The 18795-nt window shown below is 40.8% G+C and carries 22 protein-coding genes; 19 read left to right on the plus strand and 3 right to left on the minus strand.

The features are described from left to right. Nucleotides 1-17 precede the first annotated feature (17 nt). Nucleotides 18-524, plus strand: coding sequence for a GyrI-like domain-containing protein (locus tag KH180_RS09820; RefSeq protein WP_290759783.1), 507 nt, complete (start codon nt 18-20; stop codon nt 522-524). An 18-nt stretch (nt 525-542) separates the two neighbouring features. Beyond that, nucleotides 543-1028 carry a hypothetical protein gene (locus KH180_RS09825; protein WP_290759785.1) on the plus strand — a complete coding sequence of 162 codons (486 nt, stop codon included), beginning with the start codon at nt 543-545 and terminating at the stop codon, nt 1026-1028. Nucleotides 1029-1050: 22 nt separating this feature from the next. Here KH180_RS09825 and KH180_RS09830 read toward each other — a convergent pair whose 3' ends face one another. Beyond that, the gene (locus tag KH180_RS09830; protein ID WP_290759786.1) at nt 1051-1941 is read right to left on the minus strand and encodes a LysR family transcriptional regulator; all 891 of its coding nucleotides are present in this window, start codon (nt 1939-1941) and stop codon (nt 1051-1053) included. Between the two features lie 109 nt (nt 1942-2050). Between KH180_RS09830 and KH180_RS09835 the strand changes: the two genes are divergently transcribed. The 4 genes from KH180_RS09835 to KH180_RS09850 all read left to right on the plus strand — a co-directional run bounded on the left by KH180_RS09835 (nt 2051) and on the right by KH180_RS09850 (nt 5069). Then, nucleotides 2051-2551, plus strand: a complete 501-nt coding sequence (locus KH180_RS09835) for a flavodoxin (RefSeq protein ID WP_290759788.1) — start codon at nt 2051-2053, stop codon at nt 2549-2551. An 18-nt stretch (nt 2552-2569) separates the two neighbouring features. After that, on the plus strand, nt 2570-3322 hold the full coding sequence (locus tag KH180_RS09840; RefSeq protein ID WP_290759790.1) for a carboxymuconolactone decarboxylase family protein: 753 nt from the start codon (nt 2570-2572) through the stop codon (nt 3320-3322). A gap of 16 nt (nt 3323-3338) precedes the next feature. Then, a complete protein-coding gene (locus KH180_RS09845) occupies nt 3339-3785 on the plus strand; it encodes a cupin domain-containing protein (RefSeq protein WP_330624510.1) in 447 nt (148 codons plus the stop codon). Nucleotides 3786-3929: 144 nt separating this feature from the next. Then, nucleotides 3930-5069, plus strand: a complete 1140-nt coding sequence (locus tag KH180_RS09850; RefSeq protein ID WP_290759792.1) for an aldo/keto reductase — start codon at nt 3930-3932, stop codon at nt 5067-5069. A 34-nt stretch (nt 5070-5103) separates the two neighbouring features. Here KH180_RS09850 and KH180_RS09855 read toward each other — a convergent pair whose 3' ends face one another. After that, the gene (locus KH180_RS09855; protein WP_290759794.1) at nt 5104-5436 is read right to left on the minus strand and encodes a DUF3784 domain-containing protein; all 333 of its coding nucleotides are present in this window, start codon (nt 5434-5436) and stop codon (nt 5104-5106) included. Nucleotides 5437-5656: 220 nt separating this feature from the next. Between KH180_RS09855 and KH180_RS09860 the strand changes: the two genes are divergently transcribed. Together KH180_RS09860 and KH180_RS09865 are read left to right on the plus strand one after the other, a co-directional pair. Next, nucleotides 5657-6199 carry a flavodoxin family protein gene (locus tag KH180_RS09860; protein ID WP_290759796.1) on the plus strand — a complete coding sequence of 181 codons (543 nt, stop codon included), beginning with the start codon at nt 5657-5659 and terminating at the stop codon, nt 6197-6199. 1 nt (nt 6200) lies between these two features. Then, nucleotides 6201-6971, plus strand: a complete 771-nt coding sequence (locus tag KH180_RS09865; RefSeq protein WP_290759798.1) for an SDR family NAD(P)-dependent oxidoreductase — start codon at nt 6201-6203, stop codon at nt 6969-6971. A 7-nt stretch (nt 6972-6978) separates the two neighbouring features. On the opposite strand, the gene KH180_RS09870 is transcribed toward KH180_RS09865, so the two are convergent. Then, complete coding sequence (locus tag KH180_RS09870; RefSeq protein WP_290759800.1) at nt 6979-7875, minus strand: LysR family transcriptional regulator; 897 nt, start codon at nt 7873-7875, stop codon at nt 6979-6981. 204 nt (nt 7876-8079) lie between these two features. On the opposite strand from KH180_RS09870, the gene KH180_RS09875 reads away from it, so the two are divergent. The 11 genes from KH180_RS09875 (at nt 8080) to KH180_RS09925 (ending at nt 18790) form a co-directional block, all read left to right on the plus strand. Further along, nucleotides 8080-9378, plus strand: a complete 1299-nt coding sequence (locus KH180_RS09875; RefSeq protein WP_290759802.1) for a sensor histidine kinase — start codon at nt 8080-8082, stop codon at nt 9376-9378. 121 nt (nt 9379-9499) lie between these two features. Next, nucleotides 9500-10123: a TetR/AcrR family transcriptional regulator gene (locus tag KH180_RS09880; protein WP_290759804.1), complete on the plus strand. Its 624-nt coding sequence runs from the start codon at nt 9500-9502 to the stop codon at nt 10121-10123. An 80-nt stretch (nt 10124-10203) separates the two neighbouring features. After that, nucleotides 10204-11892 carry an ABC transporter ATP-binding protein gene (locus KH180_RS09885; protein ID WP_290759806.1) on the plus strand — a complete coding sequence of 563 codons (1689 nt, stop codon included), beginning with the start codon at nt 10204-10206 and terminating at the stop codon, nt 11890-11892. Between the two features lie 372 nt (nt 11893-12264). Next, nucleotides 12265-13137, plus strand: coding sequence for a DUF3737 family protein (locus tag KH180_RS09890; RefSeq protein ID WP_290759808.1), 873 nt, complete (start codon nt 12265-12267; stop codon nt 13135-13137). A 19-nt stretch (nt 13138-13156) separates the two neighbouring features. Next, entirely contained in the window at nt 13157-13663 is a 507-nt protein-coding gene (locus tag KH180_RS09895; protein ID WP_290759810.1) for a cyclophilin-like fold protein, read from the plus strand. Nucleotides 13664-13678: 15 nt separating this feature from the next. After that, a complete protein-coding gene (locus tag KH180_RS09900) occupies nt 13679-14857 on the plus strand; it encodes a MalY/PatB family protein (protein ID WP_290759812.1) in 1179 nt (392 codons plus the stop codon). Nucleotides 14858-15221: 364 nt separating this feature from the next. Then, a complete protein-coding gene (locus tag KH180_RS09905) occupies nt 15222-15488 on the plus strand; it encodes a DUF1294 domain-containing protein (protein WP_290759814.1) in 267 nt (88 codons plus the stop codon). 129 nt (nt 15489-15617) lie between these two features. Next, the gene (pnuC, locus tag KH180_RS09910; protein WP_290759816.1) at nt 15618-16352 is read left to right on the plus strand and encodes a nicotinamide riboside transporter PnuC; all 735 of its coding nucleotides are present in this window, start codon (nt 15618-15620) and stop codon (nt 16350-16352) included. Between the two features lie 329 nt (nt 16353-16681). Continuing rightward, nucleotides 16682-17401: a phage baseplate protein gene (locus KH180_RS09915; protein WP_290759924.1), complete on the plus strand. Its 720-nt coding sequence runs from the start codon at nt 16682-16684 to the stop codon at nt 17399-17401. 179 nt (nt 17402-17580) lie between these two features. Further along, the gene (locus KH180_RS09920; protein WP_290759818.1) at nt 17581-18072 is read left to right on the plus strand and encodes a GNAT family N-acetyltransferase; all 492 of its coding nucleotides are present in this window, start codon (nt 17581-17583) and stop codon (nt 18070-18072) included. Nucleotides 18073-18100: 28 nt separating this feature from the next. After that, on the plus strand, nt 18101-18790 hold the full coding sequence (locus tag KH180_RS09925; protein WP_290759820.1) for a response regulator transcription factor: 690 nt from the start codon (nt 18101-18103) through the stop codon (nt 18788-18790). Nucleotides 18791-18795 lie beyond the last annotated feature (5 nt).

Below are 18795 nucleotides of genomic sequence, written 5' to 3' on the forward strand. Positions count from 1 at the left end.
AACAGGAGGACTAGCATATGGATTTACCTTTTCGTATTGAGAACAGAGACAGCTTTCGTGTTGTCGGAAGTATGATCCGGACAACAAACAAAAAAGGAGAGGGGAGAAAGGCAATCCCCAGGCATTGGTCTGAGATAAAAAAGGACAGCATGGAACAGACTTTAATGGAGTTGTCAGATCAGGAGCCCCAGGGGTTATTTGGAATTAATATTTATAATACCGACAAGACAGACTCCAGAATTTTCAATTATATGATCGCAGTCTCAAGCAGCCGGGATGCTGAGGATGGATTTACCGAATACATTGTTCCGGCTATGACGTGGGCAGTGTTCCCATGTACAGCGGAAACCATAGGGAAAACGGAAGCCCAGGCAATCACGAAATGGCTTCCAAAATCAAAATACAAACCATTAAATAAAGGTTATATTACAGGCAGGATGAAATCTGGAGCACCGGATATTGAATATTACGGACAGGGCGGATATGCAGAAGTCTGGATCGGTGTGAAAGAAAAAACGAACTAGGATAAGGAGGAGATTGATATGAATCAAAAAGCAGAATTTAAAGACTTTCTTGCTGCCGCAGCTGAAGAAAATCAGGAATTCGTAAAAGAGCTGCATGATAAATTGATGGAACTGGGCTGCAAAATTGACATTAAATCTGCCAGGAGCGGCTATGTAGTTTCCTACAGCCTGGACAAGAAAACCGTTTTAAATTATGTGTTCCGGAAAAAAGGAATGCTTGCCCGGATTTATGGTGTTCATGTAAACCAGTATACAGAGGTTTTTGATACATTCCCTGATGAAATGATACAGGCAGTGCTTGCAGCACCGCCCTGTAAGCGTATGATCGATCCGGATGCCTGTAATCCAAAGTGTTCTATGGGATATGATTTTTGGCTGAAGAGTGAACACTGCCAGAAATGCCGCAGCAGTGCATTTATGTTTCTGGTCTGCCCAGAGAATCAGTCACATATCCAGTCACTGATTCTGAGGGAAGTTAAAGCACGTAAAAGTCTTTCTGCTTAAAGACTTTTACGTTCGAGCTATTTCACAGACTCATCTTCTCTAATGTCTGAATCAGCCGCAGTACATGTTCAGCAGGTTTAAGAGAATATAAAAGGCCGTAGGGAATACTGTAATCCCATTCTACAGGAATCGTCACCAGCCCCGGATGGACATCCTGCCAGCATTCCAGAGATAAGAGGATATTCCCTGTCTCCTCACAGCGGTTAAACACAGACATATCATAAAAATGCGGGGTATCTTCGATCTGTATCTGAGGGTGATTCTTTTGAAGATCATTTCTGATACGGTCATTGGTCTCGGAGTCACCCTGCTTTACCATCATAAGCTTTTCTCCGTACAAATCTGTTATTTTCAAACACTTTTTCTCTGCAAGGCGGTGTTCCCTTGAGACCGCACACATCTTTTTATATGTTCCGAGAGGAAGCATATGACATCTGTTAAGCCATATCTTAGAATCGCAGACACCGATCAGGACGTCAAATTTTTCTCCCAGCCGTGATATTTCTGAAAGAATCCCTTTATGATCGTCATCAAAAGGAACAAGATGCAGTTTGTAGCCGGGAAAATCTTTATTTACACGATACCACAAATCCATAAAGGGTTTTGCCGGGTTCAGAAGAGATGTTCCCACACTGAATGTACTGTCCGCAGAAGTCATGGTCTGTCTGGCATTATCTATGGATCTTTTGGAAAAATCAAATAAATATTTAGCATCTTTATAAATAACTTCTCCCGCAGGTGTCAGCCGAATCCCTGTGGGAGTACGATTTGTAAGCTTCAGATCCAGATGGTCTTCCAGAGAGTTCACCTGCTTCATAACGGCAGTGGGTGATATATACAGAACTTCTGCGGCTTTTGTAAAACTTCCGCAGTCGGCAACGGTTACAAAAACAGTTAATTGAGGGTTAAACATGGGGCACCTCCAATCTTGGTATGAACATTTAGTTTATACTATGGTAACGTACTGGAGATTCTTCGTCAAGCAGATGGCAGATATAATAAAACAGAAAGGAGATGATAAGATGGCAGCAATGATTGTGTATTTTTCACGCAGAGGTGAAAATTATGTAAATGGTGTGATCAGGGATCTTTCCACGGGGAATACGGAGGCGGCAGCTCAGATTATTAAAAAGCTGACCGGTGCAGACAGTTTTATGATAGAGCCGGTTCAGCCTTATTCAAAAAATTATAACGAGTGTATTGCTGAAGCCCAGGCAGATCAGAAAAGGAATGCACGCCCCGAACTGAAAAACTGGCCGGATTCCCTGGATGGATATGATACCATTTATCTTGGTTATCCAAATTACTGGGGCACAATGCCTATGGCAGTATTTACATTCCTGGAGCATTTTGATTTTACAGGAAAGACAATAAAACCATTTTGCACCCATGAAGGAAGCGGAATGGGAAGCAGTTTGAATGATATCAGGCGTTTATGTCCGGGTGCCCGGGTGGAGGGCGGTTTGGCCATACACGGCGGCAGCGTGGAGAAAGCGGAGCATTTGATAAAAGGCTGGATATAGGAGAAAGCAGGGGAAGTAATGGCAGTGACAGAGAATGCAAAGGCATATCAGAAAAAAATGTTTCAGGAACACGAACCTGATTTTTTTAAGACAGATCCGGAATTTATGGAGCGGTTTTATAATTTTGCTTTTGATGAGGTGGCGGAACAGATTGAATTAGACGACAGAACCAGATTTATGGCTGTCCTGGCAGCATTATTAGGCTGTCAGGGAACAGACGAATTCAGGGGAATGCTGCCTGCAGCTTTGAATATGGGAGTTACACCTGTGGAAATTAAGGAAATCGTGTATCAGGCAGCAGCGTATCTGGGAATGGGAAGGGTATTTCCATTTTTAAAGATTAGCAATCAAGTATTAGAAGAACAGGGAATTTCACTGCCGCTGGAGGGGCAGGCAGCAACAACGGCGGAAAACCGCAGAGAAGCGGGCACACAGGTGCAGGCAGAGATCTTTGGCGAAGGGATGAGAGACTTTTGGAAGTCCGGTCCCAGGGAAAGTGTTCACATCAATCAATGGCTGGCAGCCAACTGCTTCGGAGATTACTATACAAGAAATGGGCTTGACTGCAGGCAGCGTGAGATGATCACATTTTGTTTTCTGGCCGCCCAGGGAGGGTGTGAGCCTCAGCTTGTCAGCCATGCTGCAGGGAATATGCGGATTGGAAATGATAAGGAATTTCTAATAAAGATCGTCTCTCAGTGCCTGCCGTTTATCGGATATCCAAGAAGTCTGAACGCATTAAACTGCGTAAACAAAGCGGCAGAACAATAGTAAAGGTGAGAAAAGAATGTTTATGAAGACTATGGATAAAGAGAAATTTGATAAGTTAAACGTGTTTGGCCGGGGTGAACCTAATGATGGGTTCGCGCAGTATTTTATCGGTGCCTCTTTTCTGAATATATTAAATAACTCCAATGAAGAGGGAGGCATTTTTACTGCCAATGTAACTTTTGAACCAGGGTGCCGCAATAACTGGCATATTCATCATGCAAAAGAAGGCGGCGGACAGATGCTGATCTGTACTGCCGGTGAGGGATGGTATCAGGAAGAAGGAAAAGAAGCAGTAAGCCTTACTCCCGGAACAGTCATTAATATAAAGCCGGAGATAAAGCATTGGCACGGCGCGAAGAAAGATTCCTGGTTCAGCCATATCGCACTGGAAGTGCCGGGAACTGACTGTGCCAACGAATGGTGTGAACCTGTTACAGAGGAAGAATATAAGAAATTAAAATAGCTGGAATCCTTAAACAAGAATTTAATATTACATTTTACAAACTGTTAGTAAATTTTTCTTGACATGGAGTTAACTTCAAGGAGTATCCTAATGATATGGAACCTGTCAATCCGCAAATCAAACGTAAAATCAGGGAGGATTCATATGATTTATAAAGATTTTAAAAATAAAAAGCTTTCAGGTCTCGGATTAGGGGCAATGCGCCTTCCAATCGTGGAAGGCGGCTCGGATGCCCAGATTGATGAAGAACAGACTGCCAGAATGGTAGAATATGCCATGGATCATGGGATCAATTATTTTGATACTGCATACGGCTATCATGATGGACAGTCAGAGAGTGTTATGGGGAAGGTTCTGAGCAGATATCCCAGAGAAAGCTACTATTTAGCAACGAAATTCCCAGGCTATGATCTGTCCAATATGGATAAGGTTGAGAGCATTTTTGAAGAACAGTTAAAAAAATGCGGGGCAGATTATTTTGACTTTTATCTGTTTCACAACGTGTATGAAAAAAATATTGACCCATACATGGATGAAAAATATGGCATTATGGAATATCTTTTGAAACAGAAAGAAGCCGGAAGGATCAGACATCTGGGATTTTCCTGCCACGGACGCTATGACACATTAAAACGTTTTTTGGATACATACGGAAAAGAGTTGGAGTTCTGCCAGATTCAGCTGAATTATCTGGACTGGAAACTTCAGGATGCAAAAGCCAAGGTAGATCTGCTAAACGAATATAAGATCCCGATTTGGGTCATGGAACCGCTAAGAGGCGGAAAACTGGCGGTGCTTTCAGAAGAAAACACTGAAAAATTAAGAGCCTGCCGTCCGGATGAGAATATTCCGGCCTGGGGGTTCCGGTTCCTGCAGTCTGTGCCCGGAGTGACAATGGTTCTTTCCGGCATGTCAGATCTGGAACAGCTGATGGAAAATACAGCTACATTTGCTGAGGAAAAACCGCTGACGGCAGAAGAAATGGAAGTTCTGACGGAGGTGGCTGACAGCATGCTGGATATTCTTCCGTGTACTGCCTGCCGCTACTGTACATCCCATTGTCCGAAGAAACTGGATATCCCGACACTGCTGTCCTTATACAATGAAAGCCGTTTTAACACAACCATCATTACGCAGATGGCCGTGGAGGCGATGCCGGAGGACAAACGTCCGAGTGCATGCGTAGGATGCAGAAGCTGTGAGGCAGTCTGTCCTCAGATGCTTAAGATTTCAGAAGCTATGAAAGATTTTGCAGAAAAGCTGGAACAGCCGGCAGGACTGTAAAAAAGAGAAGAAAATGAGAAACAGAGCCGCTTTGCTATGCGGCTCTGTTTTTGCGTTCAATTAATATGGAGGATACGACTGCATATATGATGGTAAGAATCAGCAATGCCAGGACAATATAAAACAGCCATCCACTGTCAAAAAACACTTCTGCAGCATTCAATAAAAAGATAAATCCAAGGAGAAAAAATATGATTGCCGACTGCCGGTAATGAGGCTTTTTATCCATGTCTCTGCGTTCCTGTTTTGAGGCCCAAAGAAAAGCATTATTAAACAGAAATCCTTTTTCTTTAAAAGAAAAATAACTTATTATAAACGCACTGGCAGATATAAAAACAAGAACAACAGTAATAATGATTTCTGTCATATTTATACCTCCATATTTCAAAAATGACTTTGCATCAATCTCCTAAGGCCGGTTTCTCTCCACTTATCAGACTGCTGGTTCAATGATTTCTGCTTCCATGTTACCACAGTTTTGAAGACATGGAAACCATACTTTATAACTATATAAAACTATAATATATAGGTATTGGATATAAAATAGAGACTGCATTATAATGATGGCAAGTAAAGGAGGAAAGTATATGAGCAAAAGAGTATTGGCAATAGAAACAAGTCCAAGGAAACATGGAAACACGGAAATGATGGCAGAGAAGTTTTTAAAAGGGGCAGAAGAAGCCGGCCATAAAACAGAAAAGATCAGCCTCTATGACCGCAAGATCCAATTCTGCAGGGGATGTCTTGCCTGTCAGACAACAAAAGAGTGTGTGATCAAAGATGATATGAGTACAATTCTTGGGAAAATACAGGAGGCCGATGTACTGGTATTTTCCACACCGATTTATTTTTATGAGATGACCGGACAGATGAAGACCCTGCTGGACCGGACAAATCCTCTGTTTCCGGCAGAGTATGAGTTTCGTGACGTTTATCTTCTGGCAGCATGTGCAGACACTGAGGAAACGTCAGCAGACGGTGCGGTCAAAGGACTGAAAGGATGGATTGACTGCTTTGGGCAGGCAAGGCTTGCCGGAGTTCTCTGCGGATATGGCGCAGAGGAAAAAGGAGATATTGAGAAAATGCCGGAGATTTTAAGCAGGGCATACGGGATGGGAAAGGAGATATAGCATGGAAAAGCAGATGTTAAAAGGAAAGGTTGCATTGATTACCGGAGCAAGTTATGGTATGGGCCAGTCTATGGCTGAATTATTCGCCGAGGAAGGGGCTGCAGTTGTTCTGACAGCCAGGGGAAGAGAAAAACTGGATGCAGTCGTAGAAGGCATACGGTCAAAAGGCGGGAAAGCCATTGGAGTGACAGCGGATGTATGTTCCACAGAAGATACAAAAAAAGTTTTTGCTGAGACACTGAAGGAGTTTGGAGATTTAGATATTCTCATCAATAATGCTGGTATTGGGGAGCAGAAGCTGATCGATGAAACAGAGGATGACTGGATGCTGTACGTGATGAATACCAACCTAGGCGGACCAATGAGGTATATCAGAGAAGCGTTGAAAGTATTTCTTCCAAAAAATGAAGGTGTTATCATCAATGTGTCATCTGTCAACGGAACACGTCCATTCTGCGGGGCTGCTTATACTTCTACAAAGGGAGCGCTGAATACATTGACAAAGAATGTTGCCATGCGTCTGATTGAGACAGAGATCCGATGCAATGCTGTGGCGCCGGGGGCTACGGTGACACCGGCACATCTTGCCAATAAAGACGGGAAACAGCCCGGCGGAGATAAGATGTTACAGTATAGCGGTCATTATGTAAACTTTCCGGGACCGGAATGTGATCCTATGGATCAGGCATATGCCTGCCTGTACCTGGCTAGCAAGATGGGAAAACACGTAAAAGGCCAGGTGCTTCAGGTGTGCAACGGTGCATTCCTTTAAAGATGGATTATCTGCCGTTGTTTAAAAGTTCCTGTAATACGGTTAAAAACTTTTCAGAGGATTTGGAAAATATCTGGGATTTTTTCCAGACGATGCTTATTTCTCCCTCCAACTTTGGCGCCAGGGGGCGGAAACAAAGATTGCTGTTTCCGGAGGTATTGATGATCTTATCAAGGCCCACAGCATAACCTAAACCTTCATCTGCCAGCAGGGAGGCGTTATAGATAAGGTTATACGTAGCAATGATATTTAAATCCGTTACCTGGCGCTGAAACCATTGTGTTAAGCTGCCGCCGCGGTCTTCCTGCTGGGACAGAATCAATGGCTTATCCCACAAGTCTTCGGGGGTAATTTCCTTTTTTGATGCCAGAGGAGAATCCCTGCGCATCAGGACGCCCCAGACATCTTTATCAGGAAGTTTCAGGGCGTTGTATTTTGTCAGGTCAACGCTTCCCAAAATGATTCCAAAATCAAGCAGCCCCTTATCCAGATGTTCCATTACAAAAGAAGCATTTCCGCTGGAAATGTGAAAGTGGATTCCGGGATAAGGGGTTTGCAGTTTTTTTGCAGTCTGTGCTATGAGACGGACTGCATCTGTCTCGCCTGTCCCTATATAGATGTCTCCCATGATAATGTCATCGGCGGAGGTGATCTCCTTTTCCGTTTTTTTCACCAGATCAAGGATTTCTTCTGCACGTTTCCGTAAAATCATTCCCTCTTCCGTAAGTGTTATTTTCCGTGATCCTTTTGTACCCCGGATCAGCAGCTGTTTTCCCAGCTCATTCTCCAGATTTTTTATCTGAGTAGAAAGAGTGGGCTGTGAAAGATGAAGGGACTGGGCGGCACGAACGATGTTTTGTTCCCGCGCAATCGCAAGAAAATACTGTAATACACGCAATTCCATGTATGACCTCCTTAAAGTAATCTGTCACCAGCTTTTACTGAATGTCATTGTCCTGCAGATATGGCTAGATTAACATGAAATGTTATAGTTATCAACTTCTGATGTAAAATAGCTGATTCACTTTAAATTAATCAGGCCGATATAAGAAAAAAGGTGTATTATAAAACTATAATAATCTTTAAAAAGAGTTAGTGAAAGGAGGAGGTGCTTACGAGTGTTATAGGATATGTAAATGTTTCTCTTGAAATATGGGGAGCCGTTCTTTCTTTGATCTTTATGTTCAGTCTTTACATAGGAGGAAGTGTTAAAAACAGGACAGACAGGGCGTTTGTGAGAATTCTTTTGTGCAATGGCCTGCTGTTAAGCAGTGATGCGGCGGCATGGCTGTTTAAAGGGCATATTTCACTTATAAGTTATTGGGGAGTGAGATCCGCTAATTTTTTGGTCTATACGCTTGGGTATATCTTAATGGCGCTTTTTACAGAGTATCTGACGGAATATCTTTCCATGAGGGGAAAGATCCCGCGCAGTGCCACCAGATTTGTATGGGGACTCTGTATCGTGGGAGTGGGTTTAACAGTATTGTCTCAATGGAACCATATGTATTACGGATTTATAGGAAATAATGTTTACTGCCGCGGAGACTTGTTCTGGCTGTCCCAGTTTTGGGGATTTGTAGGAATAGCAGTTGACATCGGACTGCTGTTTGTTTACAGGAGGGAACTTAAAAAGAATGAGATGTGGGTTCTTCTTTCCTATATTTTTCTGCCGGTTCTGGCTATGATTGTTCAGATGTACATTTATGGAATCGCGTGGTTTTATCTGGCCACTACTATTTCCATCATATTTATCTATGTGACCATACAGGCCAATCAGGCACAGAAGCGTAAACTGAAGGAAATGGAAGTAGAAAGGGCCAGAACAGCAATTATGCTGAGTCAGGTACAGCCTCACTTTCTCTACAATACCCTGCAGGGCATTAAACATCTTTGTGATACCAATCCCCCGAAAGCATCCGAGGCATTGGAGCATTTTTCTTTTTATCTCAGGGGGAATCTGGATTCGCTTACAAAGAAAGGACTGATTCCTTTTGAGCGTGAGATGCGCCATGTAAAGGACTACCTGTATCTGGAGAAGATGAGGTTTGACGAAAAACTTACAATTAAGCTGGACTTGCAGTACACGGATTTCTGGCTGCCGGCGATGACGGTTCAGCCTATAGCGGAGAATGCAGTGCGCTGGGGAATTATAAAAAAGAGAGGAGGCGGCACGCTTACGATCAGGAGCGAATCAGACGGCGGAAATATTATTGTTTCTGTCATAGATGACGGTGTGGGATTTGATCCGCTGGAAAAGAAAAAGGACGGCAGGACCCATGTCGGAATTGAAAATGTACGTCAGCGCCTTATGATCCAGTGCGGCGGAACCATCGACATAAAAAGCCAAAAAGGCAGCGGCACAACCGTAAGAATTATTTTGCCGGAGAAAAATGACAGTTATTAAACATACATTGCAGAGGATGAATGATAATAATGATTCATAGAAGTTTATTGTTTATTGACATACATGCAGTCTGCATGATAATATAAATACATGTAAAGTGTATGTATAAGGGGGTGCAAAGTTGCCGCGTAATAAATATCCGGAAGAAACAGTACAAAAAATTTTAGATGCTTCATTGAAACTTTTCTTAGAAAAAGGTTATGAAGAAACGACTGTGCTGGACATTATAGGTGAAATGGGCGGTCTGACAAGAGGTGCTTTTTACCATCATTTTAAATCAAAAGAAGAAGTGTTTGACACTCTATGTGAAAAGCTTTTTTATGAAACCAATCCTTTTGATAAAGCAAAAAAACAGAAGCAGCTGAATGGTTTGGAAAAATTAAAATTTGTCTTAAAAACATCTTTTGATGAAACAGAACATCAACAGCTGAGCCAAGCATCTATGTCCCTTATGGACAGCCCCGCATTTCTAAAGAAGTTAATAGAAAGCAATAAAGAGTTAACCCTAATGTATCAGGAATTAATAGAAGAAGGAATACAGGATGGTTCTATAAAAACGGAACATGCAAAATTAGTATCTGAGTTATTCGTTCTTCTGACAAATTTTTGGTCAGTACCAACGATTTATCCGATGGATTCTGAAGAAGCATGGGAAAAGTTTTTATTGATTAAAGATATTATGGATAGCTTAGGGCTTTCTGTAATTGACGATGAAATTATCAGACTATGTAAAGAAAACCAATAAAGTAAAAATAAGATTGTCAGAAGGCAATTTTATTTTTTACCATTAAACATACATGTTGCATGTATAAAAGGAGGGCTTATATGAAACGTTATATAAAACAAAATAAATTTTTATTTTTTTTAACCATTGTTACCAGTATCATCAGTTCTTTAGGATATGTTTTTATCGCTGTCCTTCTGCAGCAGCTGTTAGATATAGCTATGGCAGAAGATATGCAGCAATTTCTTAAAATCGTTATATTTTCATTGATTTATTTTGCAGTCTTAGGAATTTTTCTATTTCTGCAGTCTTTGTTTGGGAAAAAGGTTATTTGCAAAATTATGTATGTTATCCGCAGAGACATATTTGAAGGAATTATAAATCAAAGCATTCAAGGCTTTGAAAAAAAGAAATCGGCGGATTATATATCTGCAATAATGAATGACGTAAAAATCATTGAAGATAATTTCTTGCTTCCGCTTTTTGAAGTTATTCAATATACGGTTATTTTTACAGCTTCTTTTATTGTAATGATTTATTTTGATCTTATTGTTACCATTTGCGTCATAGCGGCAATTATTATGATGTTTATAGTTCCCAGCCTGCTTGGCGGCATATTGGAAAAACAACAAAATGAAGTTTCTCAAAAATTATCGGCATTTACTGCAAGTTTAAAAGATATATTGTCTGGCTTTGAAATTATCAAATCATATTCTATGAGAAAGCATATCGTATGCCGGTTTGATAAAAGTAATAAAAATACAATAAACGCAAAATATGCTGTTGATAAGCTAATGGCATTAAATGAGGGGCTGTCAGCTTTTCTTGCCCTGATGGTTCAGATAGTAGTCCTATTCTTATCAGCCTATTTTATTATGACGGGACGGATAACAGCAGGATCATTGCTGGGAATGGTACAGGTAAGCAGTAATCTGGCTAATCCGCTGTTAATGATATTTTCAAACATACCTAAAATAAAAAGTGTACAGCCGGTGGTTAAAAAACTAAATGATCTATTAGTCTATAAAGATGATGAAGTTCAAAAGAAAGGTGTATCTGGATTCAGGCAGGATATCACCATAAAAAATTTATCTTATTCTTATGATGAACAGAAAGAAGTTTTGCATGATATTAATTGTGTTTTTGAAAAGGGGAAAAAATACGTAATTACGGGAAAGAGCGGATGCGGGAAAACTACCCTGATTAAATTATTATCGGGATATTACTCTGGATATGGCGGCCATATATTTTACGATCATACAGAACTTGATTTACTTAACAAAAATGAAGCTGCTCAATTATCGTCCATCATCCATCAAAACGTTTATATGTTTGATGAAACAATCTACGATAATATTTGTCTGCATGAAGAGTATTCAAAAGAGGATTTAAGCAGAGCTGTTAAAGAAAGCGGATTAGACGAATACATATCCGGACTTCCAGATGGATTATCATATAAGGTTGGTGAAAATGGTTCAAATCTGTCAGGCGGGCAAAAACAGCGAATTGCTGTGGCACGGGCCTTAATAAGAAATAAACCGATTCTGATCTTAGATGAGGGAACCTCTGCGATTGATATGCAGACGGCATATGATATTGAAAACAGCTTATTAAAAATGAAAGATTTAACTGTAATAACAATAACTCATAGTCTGAAAAAAGAACTATTAAAATTATATGATCATATTATTTATATGGAAAATGGGGAGATTGCTGAGAGCGGAACTTTTGATAACCTTATCAATACTTCGTCCAAATTTGCAGAGTATCTTGAACTCAAAAATTGGTAAGGACTTCGAACTTTGTAAATAAAAACACACTTACTATCACGATAAAGCGTCTGAGGGAAAAACTTTATCAGCCTCGGGACAATACTTCAAATTAAATGAAACACCGACAGGTGCAATTACAGCTTAGCCGGTATATAAAGTCATGAGGTACAGTTATTACTTCATGGCTTTTTAATATTTTGTATTAACCCTTTCGAGATTCTTTAACTATATCTATATCTTTTATCTATACATTTCTATAATTTATAGGTATTGGATATAGATAAAAAACTGAACTATAATCATCTGTAAAGGAAACATATTGATAAAGCATGCGGCATAATCCCAAAGTGACTGGGGTTGATATTTATAAGATAGAAGGAGAAATAAAAAGTGAAAGAGCTTAAACAACAGTATTTAACAGGTGAACGCCCTCTTTTTCAGGAGGAAAATCTGAAAATATACGATACCATATTCGGTGAGGGAGAATCACCGCTGAAGGAAAGCCGGAATATCGAGTTATACGGCAGTATGTTCAAATGGAAATATCCGCTCTGGTACTGTAAGGATATATTAGCCAAAAACTGTACATGGTTTGAAATGGCCCGGGCAGGCGTGTGGTATACCGACAATATCAAGGTTGAAGATGCAGTAATTGAAGCACCAAAGAATTTCAGACGGTGCCGGGATGTCTCCCTTTTAAATGTGAATTTTCCAAATGCTTCTGAAACTTTGTGGAACTGCACAGGAGTAGCTATGGAACAGGTAACTGCAAAAGGCGACTATTTTGCTATGAACAGCCGGGATATGATAATTAAGGATTTTCAGCTGGCCGGCAATTATTCTTTTGACGGGGCAAAAAATGTGGAGATACGCAGGGCAAAGATGCTCTCAAAGGACGCTTTCTGGAACAGCGAAAATGTAACAGTCTATGATTCATTTATCTCAGGGGAGTATCTGGGATGGAATGCAAAGAATCTCACCCTGATCAACTGTACAGTGGAAAGTCTCCAGGGCATGTGCTATGTAGAGAATCTGGTTATGAAAAACTGCAGGCTGCTGAATACCACACTTGCATTTGAGTATTCCACTGTGGATGCAGAAATTCATGGAAAGATAGACAGTGTTTTAAATCCTTCCGCCGGAGCAATCTGTGCAGACGATATCGGCGAACTGATCATGGAAAAAGATAAAGTTGACATAGATAAAACGGTCATTACCTGCAGAGCAGACCAGAACACGGAAAAAATGAAGTCTGCAGTATAAAAAAGAGAGGGGTCAGCCAATGAAAAAATTATTCTTTCTTCTGCTTGCAGGAGTTCTGCTTTTTTCATGTTCAGGATGCAGCAGTCAGAACAGCCGGAAAACAAAGGACACTGATTCGGCTCAGGCGGATACTTCAAAAAAAGAGGACGCTATGAATAGGAAACAGCAGATCCGAATATCCAGTAAGGATGGGCAGAATGTTGTTTTTGAACTGAATGACAGCCCGGCGGCAAGGTCACTTTATGGCCAGCTTCCGCTGTCCGTCAAAATTGATGATTACAGTGATAACGAAAAAATTTTTTATCCGCCTGAAAAGCTTAATATCAGCAGCACACCTCCGGCCAAGGGCGGGGCTGGTACACTTGCTTACTACGAACCATGGGGAGATGTAGTCGTTTTTTACGGGGAATTTGATGAGTCCGGCAGCCTTTATGAAATCGGCGATGCAGTGTCGGGTAAAAATCAGATGAAAGACTTGTCCGGTGAGATAAAGATAGAAGCGGTAACAGAGGGTTCAGGGAATTAAGAATAGGAGAAAAAAATGAATTACAATTTCGATGAAAGAATTGACCGGAGGAATACCGGATCCATGAAATGGGATGTGGCGGAAGACGAACTGCCTATGTGGGTTGCTGACATGGATTTTCAGACAGCGCCTGAGATCACCGGGATGATCTGCGAGAGAGCAGCACAGGGCATCTTCGGATATACGATAGTAACGGATGAGTGGTACCGGGCTTATCAGGACTGGTGGAAAAACCGCCACCAATTTGAAATCAGCAAGGAATGGCTGGTTTTCTGCACCGGAGTGGTTCCTGCTATATCCAGCATTGTCAGGAAAATGACATCTGTGGGTGAGAATATACTGGTGATGACCCCTGTGTACCAAATATTTTTTAATTCAATCCAGAATAACGGGAGAAATGTTTTAGAAAGCCCATTAGTATACGATGGATGCGGGTATCAGATTGATTTTACAGATCTGGAAGAAAAGCTTTCCAATCCACAGACTTCCATGCTGATCCTCTGCAATCCCCATAATCCAGTGGGGAAAATCTGGGATAGAGAAACTCTTCGAAAAATCGGGGATCTGTGCAGCAAATATCATGTTCTTGTGCTTTCAGATGAAATACACTGTGATATTACAAAACCCGGGCAGAATTATACTCCTTTTGCCTCAGTATCTGAAAATTGCCGGCAAAACAGTATTACATGCGCAGCACCTACGAAAGCATTTAATCTGGCGGGAATACAGACAGCGGCTGTGATTGTTCCGAACGATAACTTAAGACATAAAGTCAGCAGGGGACTGAATACGGATGAAGCGGCGGAGCCAAATGTATTTGCAGCGATTGCTCCTTCAGCAGCGTTTCAACTGGGCGGGGAATGGCTTGATGAATTAAGGGATTATCTCTGGGATAACAGAAAATATGCGGAAGAATATATAAGAAAAGAAATAAAAGATTTATATGCGGTTCCTGCCAAAGCCACCTACCTGCTCTGGATTGACTGTAAAAATATCATTGGAAACTCAACATCCCTGTGCCGTTTTATCCGCAGCCACAGCGGTCTTTATCTTTCTGACGGCAGTGAATACCGAAATGGAGACGGATTTCTCCGAATGAATATTGCCTGTCCGAGGGAAATGCTTAAGGACAGCCTGAACCGTTTAAGGGAGAGTGTAAAAGCATATGAGGAATGGATGTGCGGACAGTGCTGAGAAAATACAGGAGTACCCTGACGTACCTGCTGAATTTATTCATGATGATAAGTGTAACACTAAAATCGTCAATCACGAATTTAATATTACATTGAAATAAAAGGAGAAATAGAACAGATTTATGGATTTTACAGCCGCCACTCCCTAAAGATCAGCCGCCAGGATGATAAGAATGTCGCAGAAATGTATGGATATTTGAAGGGTTATGCTGAAGGGGAAGATCAAAATCCCAGCAAAGGAACAATGTCCTAGAGGGAACCTTCTCAAGACAAACAGAATTCAGATGAAAAATACCAGGACTATGCTATAATAGAGAAATAAAATTTTACTTTTTTGCTGAGGTGAAGAAGAGAAAGGAAATTCCATGAAATTATTCATAGTCTATCTGATTTTTATGAATGTTATAACTTTTTTAATATATGGGAGTGATAAGCAAAGGGCGAAAAAGAACAGATGGAGGATCCCGGAAAAGACATTGTTATTTCTGGCGCTGGCAGGCGGATCTTTAGGGGCGCTTCTCGCCATGCAGACCTTCCGGCATAAGACGAGAAAGCCTTTGTTTCGATACGGAATACCGGTTATGATCCTGTGCCAGGCAGCAGTATGCAAGCAATTATTGACCTTGTTATGAAAATACGCTAAAATATCAAAGAATAGTTACTCTGCCACCGGGTAGAAATGCGAAAGCATTCGTTACACATCGTTAGGTCTTGGAAGATGTGTATACGGGTGCTTATTTTGTTTATATGGAGGTAATTAAATGTTATTTGAAAAAGCGAAAGAACTGCTGAATTATTTTACAAAAGAGGAACTTTTGTTGTGGAGCATATCAGTTGTGCTGATTGTAGTGTCTTTTTTTATTTTTGACAGAGAAAATTTTTTGACACTTGCGGCATCTTTGATAGGTGTAACTTCTCTGATTTTCAATGCAAAAGGCAATCCACTCGGACAATTTCTTATGGTTATCTTCAGCGCATTATATGGTATTATTTCTTTTACTTTTGCCTATTATGGGGAAATGATAACCTATTTGGGAATGACTGGGCCGATGGCTGTTTTTGCACTGATTTCGTGGTTAAAGAACCCGTATAACGGAAACAAGTCGGAGGTAAAAGTGAACCGGCTAAAGAAAAAAGAAATAGTTTTTATGATTTTGCTGACCGCTCTTATTACCTGTATTTTTTATTTTATACTGGCAGGTTTTCATACAGCCAATTTATTACCAAGTACCTTATCCGTTACAACAAGTTTTCTAGCTGTCTATTTGACATTTAGAAGGAGTGCTTTTTATGCTGTTGCTTATGCCGCAAATGATATAGTTCTGATAATTTTATGGGTGCTGGCAGCGCTTTCAAATATAACCTATTTATCAGTGGTTATTTGCTTTGTAATGTTTTTGGCAAATGATATTTATGGTTTTATGAATTGGTCAAGAATGCAGAAGCGGCAGGAAGCAAATCATATGATTCCAACGAATGGTAATCTTGAATTTTAGAAAGCTTTTGGATGAACATATGATGCCCTATATATAACTTGCCCACAATGCCCGCGGTCATCATGTTATATTTTTTCCTGTAAAAATAATACGTTTGAATACAGAAGGAGAAAAACATGAACATTTGGGAAAACACAGTATTGACAGATCAGGGGAAAGCACTGCAGGCAAAGCTTATAAAGGGAGAGACTTTAAAGATCAAGAGAGTCACCACGGGGACAAAAAAAGTACCTGTAGTTGATCTGCGGCAGCAGACCAGTGTCACAGAGGGAGGATATGAAATCACACTTCAGCCGGCCCGGACAGAAGGGGATACTACGATTTTGTCAGTGCTATTAGAAAATAAAGGTTTGGATGAAAGTTATGAGCTGTGGCAGGTGGGTTTTTATGCAGAAGATCCGGAAGAAGGAGAGATTTTATTTTGTCTTGCACAGGCATCCCAGTCTAAACACATTCCTTCTGAAGTAGAAAGCCCGGGATATTCTATTACATGGGATTTTTATTTTAATACATCCAATACAGTACCATTTGAAGTGAGTTTAAACCCTGCAGGGTTAGTGAATATAGAGGCTTATCAGGTTCATACGGAAGAAATACAGAAGGTAAATGGCAGAGTTGACAGTATAAATTCGGCATTATATCCTATTGGCATAGTTCTTGCATTTGCAAATGGATTTGATCCAAACGAATCATTACAGGGAACATGGGAGAGAATTGCTAAAGGACAGACCCTTGTAGGCGTTAATGAAAATGATCCCGATTTTAATGTCGTTGGAAAACCTGGCGGTCATAAAGAACTTCAAAGTCATAATCATGGATCAACCAATATATCTGGTTTTTTTACGGCAATAACTGGAAAAAATGACTCGGTAAACGGAATCGTTTCAAAGGGTAGAGATTATGCAACTTGCAGCGGGCCAGCTGGAAGTAATCTGGCACAGCGGGAATTTAATATAAAGGCAACTATTGGAACAAATAATGCTGGCTCAGGAAATACGGGCAATTTACAGCCATACGTAACTGTATTTTATTGGGTTCGCACTTTGTAAATATCTTGTTCTATAAATCAGAATTTAAGAAAGTATCATTCAGAATAAGAAAAAGTCTGTTAAGTAACAGAGGAACATGTTTTACCGATAGATTTTTGCGGCCCGCAGCCAGATTTGATGCCTGTAGGCCTCTGGTGTATAATAGACATATTAAAAAACAGAAGAAAGGACTAATGCCGATGAAACACCAAAAACGTTTGGATGAACTTTCCTCAAAGAAATTATCTTACCGTAAAATGACCGCAAATGATATACCAGACGTTGTACAGATGAGAATGAATCAGCTTCAGGATGAAGGGGCACAGGAAGACTTTGATCTTATTCCCTGTCTGACAGAGTTTTACGAGAAAAATCTGAAAAACGGCAGATATGTATCATGGCTTGCTGTATACGGAAAGGAAATCGTGGCCACCAGCGGAATGTCATTTACAGAGAAACCGCCCTACTATTCAAATCCATCGGGTAAGATCGGCATTCTCTCCAGCATGTACACGGTGAAAGAGTTCAGGAGAAAAGGCATCGCGAGAATTCTTCTGCAGAAGGTTATGAATGAGGCAGAAAGCTATGGATGCGGAGCTGTGCATGTGACTGCATCGGATATGGGGGTATTATTATATTCAGATTATGGATTTCAGAAAAATAAAAATTTTCTGCAGTATATTTTTACATAAATCTAAGTACATAAGAAGGGAGGACAGGATGAACGGCAGAATTTTATTGCTGGAAGATGATGAGAGCCTGAGACGGGGGATTTGTTTTAAATTAGAGAAAGAAGGTTATCAGACAGAGGCCTGTGCCGGGATACAGGAGGGCATGAGGCACTGGAATGACAGCCGGTTTGATTTGATTATCTGCGATATTACCCTGGAGGATGGCAGCGGACTGGATTTCTGCAGGGAGATACGAAAAAACAGCAATGTACGTTTCATGTTCCTGACTGCTTTGGATCAGGAAATTGATATTGTTATGGGATACGAAGCGGGGGCTGACGACTATGTGGTAAAACCGTTCAGCCTGGCGGTGCTCATATCGAAAGTTCATGCGGTATTTGCCCGTATGGAAGCAAGGGATGAAAAGATTGAATCTGGAAAAGTCTGTGTTTACAAAACAGGGATGAAGGTTCTGGTTTCGGGAGAAGAAAAAAGTCTTACCAAAAATGAGTGGAAGCTGCTGCTTTTATTAATCTCCCATCCAAGGCAGGTATTTTCTAAAGGGCAGATTCTGGAGCAGATCTTTGATATGGATGGGGAATTCGCCGATGAAAATACAGTTGCAGTCAATATAAGAAGGCTTCGGGAAAAGATTGAACAGGATCCTTCCAAGCCTGAGTATATTAAAAATATCAGAGGGATCGGGTACCTCTGGGACAAGGAGTGTGCCGCAGATTGAGACAG

This window comes from Anaerostipes sp., from assembly GCF_018381315.1.
Taxonomy (GTDB): domain Bacteria; phylum Bacillota; class Clostridia; order Lachnospirales; family Lachnospiraceae; genus Anaerostipes.

Bases quoted from the DNA above. Each gene is read 5' to 3' on its own strand.
- pnuC (WP_290759816.1), top strand. From the start codon at position 15,618: ATGTTATTTGAAAAAGCGAAAGAACTGCTGAATTATTTTACAAAAGAG.
- KH180_RS09870 (WP_290759800.1), bottom strand. From the start codon at position 7,875: ATGGAATTGCGTGTATTACAGTATTTTCTTGCGATTGCGCGGGAACAA.
- KH180_RS09900 (WP_290759812.1), top strand. From the start codon at position 13,679: ATGAATTACAATTTCGATGAAAGAATTGACCGGAGGAATACCGGATCC.
- KH180_RS09845 (WP_330624510.1), top strand. From the start codon at position 3,339: ATGTTTATGAAGACTATGGATAAAGAGAAATTTGATAAGTTAAACGTG.
- KH180_RS09895 (WP_290759810.1), top strand. From the start codon at position 13,157: ATGAAAAAATTATTCTTTCTTCTGCTTGCAGGAGTTCTGCTTTTTTCA.
- KH180_RS09920 (WP_290759818.1), top strand. From the start codon at position 17,581: ATGAAACACCAAAAACGTTTGGATGAACTTTCCTCAAAGAAATTATCT.
- KH180_RS09885 (WP_290759806.1), top strand. From the start codon at position 10,204: ATGAAACGTTATATAAAACAAAATAAATTTTTATTTTTTTTAACCATT.
- KH180_RS09905 (WP_290759814.1), top strand. From the start codon at position 15,222: ATGAAATTATTCATAGTCTATCTGATTTTTATGAATGTTATAACTTTT.
- KH180_RS09925 (WP_290759820.1), top strand. From the start codon at position 18,101: ATGAACGGCAGAATTTTATTGCTGGAAGATGATGAGAGCCTGAGACGG.
- KH180_RS09860 (WP_290759796.1), top strand. From the start codon at position 5,657: ATGAGCAAAAGAGTATTGGCAATAGAAACAAGTCCAAGGAAACATGGA.
- KH180_RS09840 (WP_290759790.1), top strand. From the start codon at position 2,570: ATGGCAGTGACAGAGAATGCAAAGGCATATCAGAAAAAAATGTTTCAG.
- KH180_RS09830 (WP_290759786.1), bottom strand. From the start codon at position 1,941: ATGTTTAACCCTCAATTAACTGTTTTTGTAACCGTTGCCGACTGCGGA.
- KH180_RS09825 (WP_290759785.1), top strand. From the start codon at position 543: ATGAATCAAAAAGCAGAATTTAAAGACTTTCTTGCTGCCGCAGCTGAA.
- KH180_RS09820 (WP_290759783.1), top strand. From the start codon at position 18: ATGGATTTACCTTTTCGTATTGAGAACAGAGACAGCTTTCGTGTTGTC.
- KH180_RS09835 (WP_290759788.1), top strand. From the start codon at position 2,051: ATGGCAGCAATGATTGTGTATTTTTCACGCAGAGGTGAAAATTATGTA.
- KH180_RS09855 (WP_290759794.1), bottom strand. From the start codon at position 5,436: ATGACAGAAATCATTATTACTGTTGTTCTTGTTTTTATATCTGCCAGT.
- KH180_RS09850 (WP_290759792.1), top strand. From the start codon at position 3,930: ATGATTTATAAAGATTTTAAAAATAAAAAGCTTTCAGGTCTCGGATTA.
- KH180_RS09865 (WP_290759798.1), top strand. From the start codon at position 6,201: ATGGAAAAGCAGATGTTAAAAGGAAAGGTTGCATTGATTACCGGAGCA.